Below are 12,085 nucleotides of genomic sequence, written 5' to 3'. Positions count from 1 at the left end.
CGTCAAGCTTTTCGCGCGGCGCCTGTCGTAAAAATCCCTGGGTCGCGCAGCGACCTATTCCGCCGCCGTCACCGAGGGGTTGTTGGGGTGCTGCGTCCAGTTGGCATAATCGCCGACCGGGCGCTTGGTGCGCTCGTCGATGGCGCCTTTCGGCAGTTCGACCATGGTGATGCAATCCTCGACCGGGCAGACATTGACGCAAAGATTGCAGGCGACGCATTCGTCATCCATGACCTCGAACACCCGCCCCGGCTTCATCGCGATGGCCTGATGCGAGGTATCCTCGCAGGCCGCATAGCAGCGGCCGCATTTGATGCAGGCGTCCTGGTCGATATGCGCCTTGGTGACGTAGTTGAGGTTGAGGTACTGCCAGTCGGTCACATTGGGCGTGGCTTTGCCCACGAGGTCGGAGAGTTCCATCCCCTTCTCGTCCAGATATTCCGACAGGCCCGAGATCATCTCCTGCACGACCTTGAAGCCATAGGTCATGGCGGCGGTGCAGACCTGCACATTGCCCGCGCCAAGTGCCAGAAACTCCGCCGCGTCGCGCCAGGTGGTCACCCCCCCGATGCCGCTGATCGGGATGCCCGCCGTGGCCCGGCTGCGGGCGATCTCGGCCACCATGTTCAGCGCGATGGGCTTGACCGCCGGCCCGCAATAGCCGCCATGGGTGCCCTTGCCGTCGATCATCGGCTCCGGCGAGAAGCTGTCGAGGTTCACGCTGGTGATCGAATTGATCGTGTTGATCAGCGAAACCGCATCCGCGCCGCCCTTCTTGGCCGCCTCTGCCGGCCCGAGGATCGAGGTGATGTTCGGCGTCAGCTTGACGATGCAGGGCATCCGGCTGTGCTTTTTCACCCAGCGCGTCACCATTTCGATATATTCCGGCACCTGGCCCACAGCCGAGCCCATGCCGCGTTCGGCCATGCCATGCGGGCAGCCGAAGTTGAGTTCGACCCCGTCCGCCTCGGTATCCTCGATCCGCGACAGGATGTCCTTCCAGCTGTCCTCGTCACAAGGCACCATCAGCGAGATCACCAGCGCCCGGTCGCGCCACTTACGCTTGACCATCTTGATCTCGTCGAGGTTGACCTGCAAAGGCCGGTCGGTGATCAGCTCGATGTTGTTGAGGCCCAACAACCGCCGATCCGCTCCCCAGATCGCGCCATAGCGCGGCCCGTTGACGTTGACGACCGGAGGCCCCTCGGAGCCCAAGGTCTTCCAGACCACCCCACCCCAGCCCGCCGCATAGGCGCGCTCGACGTTATAGGCCTTGTCGGTCGGCGGCGCCGAGGCGAGCCAGAACGGGTTGGGGGATTTGATGCCGATGAAGTTGGATGCAAGATTTGCCATGGGTCATGCTCCTGCCAGCGCACTGCGGCGCGGATGCGAAAGGGTGAGAGAGGGGCGCTGTGACGCCGGGACGCCCAAAGCGTCCCGGCATGCGCCTGCCTGCCCCCGGCAGGCGCATTCGCGCCCGCCCAGGCCGGCGCATGCCTGTGTGATCTTGAAGTGAGGCCGGGCCTTTGCCCTGCGGCTTGCGCCTTCGGGCAAGGGGCCGGGCGTCCTTCCACAGGAAGGCCACCCTGTCGGCCCCGGCACTGGACGGGTCAGGCTGGTCATTTCGCCCCCGTCAGCATCGCGTTGATCTCTTCCGCCGCATCCCGGCCTTCGGCGACGGCGGTGACGGTCAGATCCTCGCCGCCCGCAGCACAGTCGCCACCAGCCCAGACCTTGCCGGCGTGTTTGACCAGTTTCTTGCCCTCGGTCGCGATGGGTGCGCCCGTGAGCGTCTGGCCGATGGCCTTGAAGACCTGATCGGCCTTCAGGGTGAAGCTTTCGCCGCCCTGATAGGCGAACTCGACGGCTTCCACCGCACCCGCGCCGAGGATCTTCACCGGCGAGGCGCCATACAGGATCGTCACGCCATGCGAGGTCGCGTGGTCTTGTTCATAGAGGCTGGCGCTCATGTTCTCCTTGCCGCGCCGGTAGACCATGGTCACGTTCTGCGCGCCCAGAAGCTTGGACTGCACGGCAGCGTCCACCGCCGTCATGCCGCCGCCGATCACCACGACATCGCGGCCGACCGGGAGCGTGGACTTGTCCGAAGCCTGCCGCAGCTCGGCGATGAAATCGACGGCATTGGCGACGCCGGGCAGATCCTCACCCTGGGCGTTCAGGGCGTTGACACCCGCCAGACCGATGCCGAGGAACACCGCGTCATAGGCCGATTCAAGGCTCGCGAGGGTGAAGTCGCGGCCCAGTTCGCGTCCATTCTCGATGGTGATGCCGCCGATCTTCAACAGCCACTCGACCTCGCGCGCGGCGAAATTGTCGGTGCTCTTGTAGGCGGCGATGCCGAATTCGTTGAGGCCGCCGGCCTTGGGGCGGCGCTCGAACACCGTCACCTCATGGCCATGCAGCGCCAGACGGTGGGCGCAGGACAGGCCGGCAGGCCCGGCGCCGACCACGGCGACCTTCTTGCCGGTGGCGGGCGCGCGGGTGAAGGGATGCACGCCCTTGCCCATCAAGGTATCGGTGGCGAAACGCTGGAGGCGGCCAATCTCGACCGGCTTGCCCTCGGCCACTTCGCGCACGCAGACCTCTTCGCACAAGGTCTCGGTCGGGCAGACCCTTGCGCACATGCCGCCCATGATGTTCTGCGCGAAGATCGTCTTGGCCGCCGCCTCCGGCGTGCCGGTCGCGATCTGGCGGATGAAAAGCGGAATGTCGATCGAGGTCGGGCAGGCCGTCATGCAGGGCGCGTCGTGGCAGAAGTAGCAGCGATCCGCCGCCACCCGTGCCTCATGGCCAGCATAGGCGGGCATGTAATGGGCGAAATTGTCGGCCACGGCTTCGGCCGGCAAACGATGGGCAGAAATCCCAGGAATCTGGGGCGAGTTTGACATGGGTAGCCTCCCCGGCTGGTCTGGCCCGGCGTTGAAACCGGTGCGTCTTTTGCGGTGATTTCCTGAGATCAGGCTGGCACAGGTCCGATTTTTTATCAAACGGTAAATAATCGTCGAAGTGAAGAATTCGCATCCATTCCGGCCAAAGCGCATCGGATGCTTTTCCTTTGGGCATAGCTGCCGTATATGGGGCCATCCAGCGCCCGATCGGCCCCTTGGGCCCGGGACAATCCGGCCCCTGTGCTATACCGGGGGACGGCAGCACACAAAGACGCCAACAGAGGATTGCATGAGCAAAAATTCCCCCGATGCGGACGTGGCCTTCATCTCGGCTCTCGCAGAACTGCTGAACAAGAACGACCTGACCGAGCTTTCGGTCAAGCGTGAGTATGGCGAGCGCGACAGCCTTGACGTCAAGGTGGTCAAGAAAGCTCCGGTCGTGCAGATGGCGGCTCCGGTGATGCAGGCCGCACCGCATTATGCGCCGGCTCCCGCAGCGGCCCCGGCAGCGGCCGCGCCCGCCGCCCCGCCGGAAGATCCGGCCCAGCATCCGGGTGCGGTGACCTCGCCCATGGTCGGCACGGTCTATCTGGCGGCAGAACCCGGCGCCGCGGCCTTCGTCACCGTCGGTGCCACCGTGGCCGAGGGTCAGACCGTTCTGATCATCGAGGCGATGAAGACGATGAACCACATCCCGGCCCCGCGCGCCGGCGTGGTCAAGCGCATCCTTGCGACCGATGGTCAGGCCGTCGAATACGGCGCGCCCCTGATGATCATCGAGTGAGGGCTGGATTTTGACCCAGCCCATCTTCGACAAGATCCTCATCGCCAACCGCGGCGAGATCGCCCTGCGCGTGATCCGCGCCTGCCAGGAAATGGGCATCAAATCGGTCGCGGTGCATTCCACCGCCGATGCCGATGCGATGCATGTGCGGATGGCCGACGAATCCGTCTGCATCGGCCCGGCCTCCTCGACGCTGAGCTATCTCAACAAGGCGGCGATCATCTCGGCCTGCGAGATCACCGGCGCGCAGGCGGTCCACCCCGGCTATGGCTTCCTGTCGGAAAATGCCTCCTTCGCGCAGGCGCTGGAAGACCACGGCCTGACCTTCATCGGGCCAAGCGCTGAACACATCCGGATCATGGGCGACAAGATCACCGCCAAGGAAACCGCCAAGGCGCTTGGCATTCCGGTGGTGCCCGGCTCGGATGGCGGCGTGGCGGATTATGAGACGGCGATTGGCGTTGCCGCGAAAATCGGCTTCCCGGTCATCATCAAGGCCACCGCCGGCGGCGGCGGGCGCGGCATGAAGGTCGCCAAGAACGCCGAAGAGCTGGAAATCGCCTTCCGCACCGCAAGGTCGGAATCCAAGGCCGCCTTCGGCAATGACGAAGTCTATATCGAAAAGTACCTGCAAAAACCGCGCCATATCGAGATCCAGGTCTTCGGCGACGGCAAGGGCAAGGCAGTTCATCTGGGCGAGCGCGACTGCTCCTTGCAGCGCCGCCACCAGAAGGTCTTCGAAGAGGCCCCCGGCCCGGCGATCACCCCGGAACTGCGCGCCAAGATCGGCAAGATCTGCGCTGAAGCCATGCAGAAGATCAACTACATCGGCGCCGGCACCATCGAGTTCCTCTATGAAGATGGCGAGTTCTTCTTCATCGAGATGAACACGCGGCTTCAGGTCGAACATCCGGTGACGGAAGCGATCTTCGGTGTCGACCTCGTGCGCGAACAGATCCGCGTCGCCTCGGGTCTGCCGATGTCCTTTGAACAGAAGGACCTGGAGATCAACGGCCATGCCATCGAAGTGCGCATCAACGCCGAGCGTCTGCCCGACTTCGCCCCGCGTCCGGGCAAGGTCAAGGTCTTCCACGCGCCCGGCGGGCTGGGCGTGCGGATGGATTCGGCCTTGTATGGCGGCTATTCGATCCCGCCCTATTACGACTCGCTCATCGGCAAGCTGATTGTCCATGGCCGCGACCGGCCGGAGGCGCTGGCCCGCCTGCACCGCGCTTTGGGCGAGCTGATCATCGACGGGATCGAAACCACGATCCCGCTGTTCGACGTGCTTCTGGCCGAGCCCGACATCCAGACCGGGGATTACAACATCCACTGGCTGGAAAAGTGGCTGGAGCAGACCTTCACGCCGGCCTGAGCCAGCGCCGGCACGCATGACGCAAGGGCGGTCGGGGTTGATACCGGCCGCCCTTTCCTATCGCGCGCGCTCTGCCGGGCACCCTGCGAAGCCCCGCAATTTTCCGCAAAAATTCCCCGTGCAGAACCGGGGATTTGGCATAGCCTCACCGCGAGGAATCGCTGCCCGGACTCCCGGTGCGGCGCAAATTGCCCGGGAGGAAGACCGCGATGCCGATGGAAGATGCCGAAGTCAAAGAGCTCAAGACCCTGCTGGAAGCCGCCAAGAAGAGCCCGGTGAATTTCGGCCTCTGTTTCGGCAAGGCGCCGGAAGACACGGTGATCAAGCTCAACAAGATCAAGGAAGGGAAATCGCTCGCCGCCACGGCCAAGAAGGCCGCCGGGGGCAGCCAGATCTGCTTCGGCTCCGCCAGTTCGGAATCCGGCAAACTGACGCTGACCTGCGAGGTCAAGCCGCCCTCGGAAATGGCCAAGAAGGTGCAGAGCTTCCTGCGCGGCCATGGCCTGTCGCTGACTGTGAAGCTGGGCGACGGCGACGATGCCAAGCCCGAGGCGGGGGCCGACGCCCCGCATCCCGACACCGGCAAATGGCAAAAGGAACTGGCGGATTTCAGCCCGCAATTCGACGGCTCCGTGTCGCGGATGTCGGATGCGGCCAGCCAGCGCGCTGTCTGGGAATTCGCGCTTTCCTCCGCCGAGGACGGCAATATCCCCGCCGCCCGCCAGGCTCTGGCCAAGGTCAAGACCGCCGTCGACAAGTTCCTGCCCGAATTCGCCGAGGGCCTGGCCCTGAAGCTGGCCAAACAGATCAAGGAGGTCGCCGCCGGGATCTCCGACACCGAACGCGGCACATTGCGCGGCGACATGGACAAGATTCTCAAAACCGCGCCCAAGCTGACCGCCGCCGTGATCGACGAGCGCTTCGCCGCCCTGACCAAGAGCCTCGACAAGATCGTGAAGGAGACCACCGCCTCCACCAAATCCACGCTCGACACCGAACATAAGGCACTGGCCGCCAAGATCCTCAAATCCGAAAACGCGATCAAGAAGCTGCTGGAGGATGTGACCAAGCTTGAAAACCAGGTGGCGGAAACCGCGAGGCAAATCAAGGAGGTGAACACCACCCTGAACGGCCCCAAGCGCCCGCCGCAGAAAAAGGCGCAACAGATGTCCGAGCGTCTGGTGACCCTGCGCGAGACCCTGGTCACCCAGCAGACCGCCGCGACCAATCGCGCGAAGGAGATCGAGCCGCTGGTGGCCGAGCTGGAAAAGACCAAGACCAAGGACACCCAGGATGTCTCTGCGCTGTTCGCCAATATCCAGAACCGGCTGGACGGGCTGAAACGCTCGGTCCCCGACCTGCCCTTCAAGGATATCCAGGACAAGCTGAAGGACACCATAGGCGAGATGGCCGAGGCCACCGTCTGGCGCGAGGGGCAGGAGGGTCAGGGCGGCGAGTTGCGCCGCAATGCCGAAGGCGGCTCGCATGGCTCGGCCCGACACGGCGCCCAGACCGGGGTCGAACGCCAGGCCCRCCGCTCGGCCACCGGCGGGATTGCCCCGGATGGCGAAGGTGACCGCGAGTCCGGGGTGACCACCCATATCAAGGAATGGAACGGCGCCACAATCGAATGGGAGGTCGTCGGCGGCAAGCGCAAGGTGAAGTCGCGCACCCCGGTGCAGAAGAAAATCGTCGAGGAGGTCGGCCGCAGCACGATGATCCCGGCCGATGGCTCGACCTCGATCTTCGCAACCCCGGTGCTGGAAAAACTCGCCGTCGACACCGCCGTCAAGCTTATGAACGGCAAGGGCTGGACCGAGGTCTATTCCAGCAGCAAATCGACCTGGAAGGCCCTGACCTCGGTCGCCGTCTACCTTGGCCCGCCTTCGACCTATGGCAAGCCCTACAAGGGCTGGGGCTATAGCCTGACCCGCAAGGAAGTGGCCACGATGGCACTGGACAAGGCCAACGAGGTGCTGACCCGCTTCGAGAAGGGCGAGATCAACGAGGCCAAGATGCTGGACGAGCTGGGCGTCGAATATCTGATGAAGGACGGGCTGATCGCGATGGTGCCCTATGTGCGGGTGATCCTGACCCGCCCGGATGGCGCCGCGAAATGGACGAGCCTGACCCATTACCCCGACAAGTCCCTGTCCGCCGAAGGCCTCGACATCGCCGGGCGCAAGGTGCGCAACGCCCGCCGCGTCGAATCCACCGCCGCCTTCTGACCCCGCCTGGCGGGGAGGCCCGGAGGGGCCCCGCCCCGCCGGCATGGAGGTTCGGAGGGGCGGCGCCCCTCCGACCTGTCCCGCGCCATCCCAAGACAAACCGCGCCCTTCCGGGCAAGGTCACACCCCCACCACAAGGATCCCCCACGCCACACGACCTTCTCCAAGACCCCACCGCACCTGCCCCACCTGGCGGGGAGGCCCGGAGGGGCCCCGCCCCGCCGGCAGGGTGGTTCGGAGGGGCGGCGCCCCTCCGACCTGCCCCGGCCTGGGCCCTGATCCAACCACGCCGACCTGTTCCCTCCCCCCCGGCCATGCGCTAAGCTCCCGCGAACAGCGCCCGCCGCGGCGCCAGCAAGGATCTTCCGGTGACCGACGAGCCTGCCCTGCCCCAGCTGACCCCCGAACTTCTGCTGCGCGCCTATGCCGCCGGGGTGTTTCCGATGGCCGAGGGCCGCACCACGACCGAGATCCACTGGATCGACCCCTTGCTCCGGGCGCATTTCCCGCTGGAGGGTTTCCACGTCTCGCAAAGCCTGGCCCGCCACATCCGCCGCGCCAATCCCCGCGTCACCGTCGATACCGACTTTGAAGGCGTGGTGCGCGCCTGCGCCGACCGGCCCGAGACCTGGATCAATGCCGAGATTTTCGCCGCCTATACGGCCCTGCACCGGATGGGCCATGCCCATAGCCTGGAGGTCTGGCAGGAGGATCGCCTGATCGGCGGGGTTTACGGCGTGGCGCTGGGCGGCGCCTTCTTCGGCGAAAGCATGTTCTCGCGCGCCACCAACGGCTCGAAAACCGCGCTGACCTACCTCATCCACCGCTTGCGCGCCGGGGGTTTCAGCCTGTTCGACGTGCAATTCCTGACCCCGCATCTGGCCAGCCTCGGGGCCGAGGAAATGCCACGCAGCACCTACCGCAAGCGCCTCGCTGCAGCGATCAGCCGCAAGGCCCGCTTTGCGCCAGAGGGTTATCCGTTGGAGCCGTMGTCAGGGTTCGTGCTGTCGGGATTTGTGCCATCGGGTGTGGCATCGGGTGCCGGATCCGGCGTCGCCTCCTGCGGCGGCAAGGCCGAAGCGGGCACATCGCAGTGCAAGACCCAGACGTCATAGCGCGGATGGTCCAGCGCCGACAAGGCCGGGCTTGAGGCCACCATCCAGCCCTTGAAGACCGGATCGACCTGACCCGCGTCCATGATGGTCAGATGGGCAAAGGCATCGGCGGTCGGGTTGTCGGCCGGATAGCGGCATTCGTCGAGCCGGACCGACAGGCGGCCCTCGGCCTGAACCTGGCCCGGGGCCAGGTCGTAATCGGTGACGATGCCGCTCATCCGGTCGAGCACGCGGACCATGCCGCCGGTGGCCACGACCGCATCCGCCGCCCGCACCGGCAGAGCGGTCAGCACTGGCACAGCGGTCAGCAAGGCCAGGACCAGACCGCAGCCGCCCGGAACGCGCAGCGCCGGGCGCCCTGTCCAGCCCGCCATCATGGCGCAGGCGGGGTCGTTGGCGCAGGCGGGGCCACAGGACTGGCCGCAGCATCAGGCGCCGGGTCAGCCGGGGACGCCGCATCGGTCTTGGCCGCCGCATCCGCCTTGGCGCCGCCACCGACGAATTTCATCAGAAGCGAGACCAGCGAGACGGCGCCCTGGGTATCCTCGATCTCGTCACCGGGGGCGAGGTTGTCGGGCATGCCGCCGGGCTGGATCTCGACGTAATTGCCGCCCAGCAGCCCTTCGGAGGAGATCAGGATCGCGCTGTCGGTCGGCAGCAGGATCGCCTTGTCGATCGAGATCACCGCATCGGCCATATAGGTCGTCGGGTTCAGCTTCAGCCCGGTAATCGTGCCGACCTTGACCCCGGCCAGTTTCACATCCGACCCCAGGGCCACGCCTTCCAGCGAACGGAACGAGGCACGCAAGGGATAGGTCTCGCCGCCCGCGCCGATCCCCGCGCCATGGCCGACATAGGCCGCAAAGGCCACCGCGGCGGCAACAACCAGTGCCCCGGTCAGAATCTCGAGCTTGTTTTCCGACATGCGCTTACCTCAGGCCTTGTTCCGCCAATTTCATTCGGGCGACCAGGCTTCGTAATCGGCCCGCGCCACCGGCTTGACGTGGCGGATCGAGCCGGGCGGCGCATAGGCGGCGGCGGTGCCGGTCAGGTTTTCCAGATGGGGCTCTTCCCAGGGCTTGTGGGCCAGGGGCGCCTTGGTGGGCGGCTGATCCCAGGTGAAATGCAGCCAGCCATGCCAGTCGGGTGCGACGCGCGAGGCTTCCATCTCGCCATTGTAGATCACCCAGCGTTTCTTGCTGTCGGCGGTCTGGTAATAGATGTTGCCCTGCGCATCCTCGCCCACCTTTTGCCCGCGACGGGCGGTGAACAGCTGGGTGCCGAGGGTCTGGCTGTTCCACCAGGTCAACATGCGCTTGAGGAAGTACATGGGCGAGCCTCCGATTGTGTTGCCCCTTCCTATGCCGGAACGGGGCGAAAAGGTCCAGAGCCGGCAGGGCGTGCCGGGGGCATGTGCCCGAAAATAGGCGCGACTTTTGGCCGATCGCAGAGGAAACAAGTTTTCTGCGAAAACTTCGCTCACGATTTTTCTGCGAAAAATCAGAAGACAAATCTTCGCAGAAGATTTGTTCCTTCGAGATTTTCGCAGAAAATCTGTGCGTCAGCCCTTGGGATGCGCCGACAGGGCCCGGTCGATGGCGTCCCACAAGGGTTCCACCGGTTCGATGCCGACCGAAAAGCGGATGAAGCCGGGCGCCACCGCATCGCCCCAGCGCGCCCGGCGTTCGCCCGCCGAATGGGTGCCGCCGAAGGAGGTGGTCTGGGTGACATAGGCGCAGGCGGCAAGGAAAGCCTCGGCGCTGTCCTCGTCCTCCAGCTCGAAGGTCATCAGGAAGCCGAAGCCCGCCATCTGGCGTTTGGCGATCGCGTGGGAAGGGTCAGACGCCAGCCCGGGATAGCGCAGCCCCCTGACACGGGGATGGGCGGCGAACCGTTCGGCAAGGGTCTGGGCACTGGCGCACATCCGCGCGAGGCGCACCTCCAGCGTTTCCAGCCCGCGATGCAGAAGCCAGGCCTCGAAAGCGCCGGGCACCGCGCCAGAGAGCTTGCGCCACTCCGCCACCCGCGCCATCAGCCCGGCATCGCGCCCCGAGACATGGCCATAGAGGATGTCCGAATGCCCCGCCGGCGCCTTGGTATCGGCGGCCACCACCAGATCGGCGCCGAGGTCGAGCGGGCGCTGCAACAGCGCCGTCATCGTGGTGTTGTCGACAATCAGCCGCGCCCCCGCCGCATGGGCCTTGCGCGCGGCCAGCGCGATATCGCAGCAGTCGAGGCCCGGGTTCGACGGGGTTTCGAGAAACACCACCGCAGCGCCGGTGAAATCGGCCGCATCGACCTCGCTCGTCGCGATCAGGCGGATCTTCACACCCAAGGGCTCCAGAAACCGCTCGGCCAAGAGCCGCGTGGTGTAATAGCCATCCGCAGGCAGGATCACCTCTTGCCCGGCCTGCAGGGTGCAGAACAGCGCCGCCGCAATCGCCGCCATACCCGAGGGGAAGCCCACCACCGTGGCGCCCTCCAGAATGGCCAGCTGCTCCTCGACCTCCTCCCAGGTCGGCATCGCCATCCGGCCGTATTTATAGGCGGCGTTCTCCAGCCCCGGCAGGTGGAAGGTGGTGGCCGACACCAGGGGCGGCGCCACCGGATCGCCGCGCCCCAGACGCTCGGCCCGGTGGTGGAGCATGTCGGCGAAGCGGCGGTCGGGTATATGGGTCATCGGGCGGCTTTCTTGCGGCGGAGGCCGGGGGTTTCACACCCCCGGACCCCCGTGGGATACTTGTGTCTGAATGAAGCCACAGAAGCCCGGGTTACTCAAGCCGTGCGGGGAAACCGGGGGCGCGCAGGTCGGTGCCAAGCGCGTCCTCCAGAAGCTTCACGATCTGCGTCGATTGCGCTTGCCCGCCATAGACCGACTTGCCCTTGACGAAGGTCTGCAGGGTTTGCGAGGCGAGATCCAGCGGCACGCCATATTCGCGGCCGAAACCCATCGCAAAGCCCAGATCCTTCAGCGCGAGGTCCATCGTGAAGGCGATGTCGTAAGAGCCGTTCAGGATCAGTTGCCCCTCGGTCTCGTGCACGAAAGAGGTGCCCGAGGAGGCCGAGATCGCCTCGTAAGCGGTTTTCAGGTCCAGCCCGCCGCGTTTGGCCAGCATCAGGGCCTCACCATCGGCCACCAGATGGATGAAGGCCAGCATATTGGTGATGACCTTGATCACCGCCGCCGAACCGAGCGGCCCCATGTGGAAGATTTTCTCGCCGATATCTTCGAGCGCGGGACGGTGCAGCTTGAACAGATCGGCGTCACCGCCGACCAGCACGGTGATCTCGCCCCGCGCCGCAAGGTGGACGCCGCCGGTCACCGGGGCCTCCAGCATCCGGACCTCGGCCATCCGGGCCAGCCCCGCCAGCCGCAACACATCGTCGCGGCCAAGGGTGGAATTCTCGATCCAGGTCGAGCCCGGCTTCATCACCGGCAGGATCTGCGCCAGGACCGCTTCCGAGACGGCGGGCGAAGGCAAGCAGGTGAAGACGTGATCCACCTGGCCCGCCAGCTCGGCCGGAGAGGTCGCGGCATAGGCCCCGTGTTTGACATGGCGCACGGCCAGATCCGGGTTGCGGTCATAGACCACGACCTCATGTCCGGCGCGGATCAGGCTGGCCGCAAGATGGCCGCCCAGATTGCCAAGACCGATATAGCCGTATTTCATGTT

At 65.5% G+C, this 12,085-nt stretch carries 9 protein-coding genes and 2 pseudogenes; 4 read left to right on the top strand and 7 right to left on the bottom strand.

All coding sequences use genetic code 11. The features are described 5' to 3' along the window. Positions 1–54 precede the first annotated feature (54 nt). The gene (preA, locus tag AC1DVR_RS11530) at positions 55–1,353 is read right to left on the bottom strand and encodes an NAD-dependent dihydropyrimidine dehydrogenase subunit PreA (RefSeq protein WP_478000716.1); all 1,299 of its coding nucleotides are present in this window, start codon (positions 1,351–1,353) and stop codon (positions 55–57) included. Between the two features lie 266 nt (positions 1,354–1,619). Then, positions 1,620–2,909 carry an NAD(P)-dependent oxidoreductase gene (locus AC1DVR_RS11525; protein WP_478000715.1) on the bottom strand — a complete coding sequence of 430 codons (1,290 nt, stop codon included), beginning with the start codon at positions 2,907–2,909 and terminating at the stop codon, positions 1,620–1,622. A gap of 289 nt (positions 2,910–3,198) precedes the next feature. On the opposite strand from AC1DVR_RS11525, the gene accB reads away from it, so the two are divergent. The 4 genes from accB (at position 3,199) to aat (ending at position 8,411) form a co-directional block, all read left to right on the top strand. Further along, positions 3,199–3,693 (top strand): acetyl-CoA carboxylase biotin carboxyl carrier protein, encoded by a 495-nt coding sequence (gene accB / locus AC1DVR_RS11520; RefSeq protein ID WP_478000714.1) that lies wholly within the window; start codon positions 3,199–3,201, stop codon positions 3,691–3,693. A 22-nt stretch (positions 3,694–3,715) separates the two neighbouring features. Next, complete coding sequence (gene accC / locus AC1DVR_RS11515; RefSeq protein WP_478000891.1) at positions 3,716–5,068, top strand: acetyl-CoA carboxylase biotin carboxylase subunit; 1,353 nt, start codon at positions 3,716–3,718, stop codon at positions 5,066–5,068. A 209-nt stretch (positions 5,069–5,277) separates the two neighbouring features. Further along, entirely contained in the window at positions 5,278–7,296 is a 2,019-nt protein-coding gene (locus AC1DVR_RS11510) for a hypothetical protein (protein WP_478000713.1), read from the top strand. Positions 7,297–7,664: 368 nt separating this feature from the next. Then, positions 7,665–8,411 carry a leucyl/phenylalanyl-tRNA--protein transferase gene (aat, locus tag AC1DVR_RS11505; protein ID WP_478000712.1) on the top strand — a complete coding sequence of 249 codons (747 nt, stop codon included), beginning with the start codon at positions 7,665–7,667 and terminating at the stop codon, positions 8,409–8,411. Positions 8,412–8,446: 35 nt separating this feature from the next. Here the strand turns inward: aat and AC1DVR_RS11500 are convergent. The 5 genes and pseudogenes from AC1DVR_RS11500 to AC1DVR_RS11480 form a co-directional block, all read right to left on the bottom strand. Continuing rightward, positions 8,447–8,629: pseudogene (locus tag AC1DVR_RS11500) on the bottom strand (DUF2155 domain-containing protein); the annotation flags it as partial. A 263-nt stretch (positions 8,630–8,892) separates the two neighbouring features. Beyond that, positions 8,893–9,336: pseudogene (gene mlaD, locus AC1DVR_RS11495) on the bottom strand (outer membrane lipid asymmetry maintenance protein MlaD); the annotation flags it as partial. A gap of 30 nt (positions 9,337–9,366) precedes the next feature. After that, positions 9,367–9,741 carry an NADH:ubiquinone oxidoreductase subunit NDUFA12 gene (locus AC1DVR_RS11490; RefSeq protein ID WP_478000711.1) on the bottom strand — a complete coding sequence of 125 codons (375 nt, stop codon included), beginning with the start codon at positions 9,739–9,741 and terminating at the stop codon, positions 9,367–9,369. Positions 9,742–9,972: 231 nt separating this feature from the next. Next, the gene (locus AC1DVR_RS11485; RefSeq protein WP_478000710.1) at positions 9,973–11,091 is read right to left on the bottom strand and encodes a cystathionine gamma-lyase; all 1,119 of its coding nucleotides are present in this window, start codon (positions 11,089–11,091) and stop codon (positions 9,973–9,975) included. Positions 11,092–11,182: 91 nt separating this feature from the next. Next, the gene (locus AC1DVR_RS11480) at positions 11,183–12,082 is read right to left on the bottom strand and encodes an NAD(P)-dependent oxidoreductase (RefSeq protein ID WP_478000709.1); all 900 of its coding nucleotides are present in this window, start codon (positions 12,080–12,082) and stop codon (positions 11,183–11,185) included. Between the last annotated feature and the right edge of the window lie 3 nt (positions 12,083–12,085).

The organism is Rhodobacter sp. P2_H5 (assembly GCF_056403335.1).
The sequence above is the reverse complement of the archived record's forward strand: the minus strand, read 5'-3'. Positions and strand labels throughout refer to the sequence as shown.

Excerpts from the sequence above, each read along its gene's own strand:
- preA (WP_478000716.1), bottom strand. The coding sequence starts at position 1,353 with ATGGCAAATCTTGCATCCAACTTCATCGGCATCAAATCCCCCAACCCG.
- AC1DVR_RS11525 (WP_478000715.1), bottom strand. The coding sequence starts at position 2,909 with ATGTCAAACTCGCCCCAGATTCCTGGGATTTCTGCCCATCGTTTGCCG.
- accB (WP_478000714.1), top strand. The coding sequence starts at position 3,199 with ATGAGCAAAAATTCCCCCGATGCGGACGTGGCCTTCATCTCGGCTCTC.
- AC1DVR_RS11490 (WP_478000711.1), bottom strand. The coding sequence starts at position 9,741 with ATGTACTTCCTCAAGCGCATGTTGACCTGGTGGAACAGCCAGACCCTC.
- AC1DVR_RS11485 (WP_478000710.1), bottom strand. The coding sequence starts at position 11,091 with ATGACCCATATACCCGACCGCCGCTTCGCCGACATGCTCCACCACCGG.
- AC1DVR_RS11480 (WP_478000709.1), bottom strand. The coding sequence starts at position 12,082 with ATGAAATACGGCTATATCGGTCTTGGCAATCTGGGCGGCCATCTTGCG.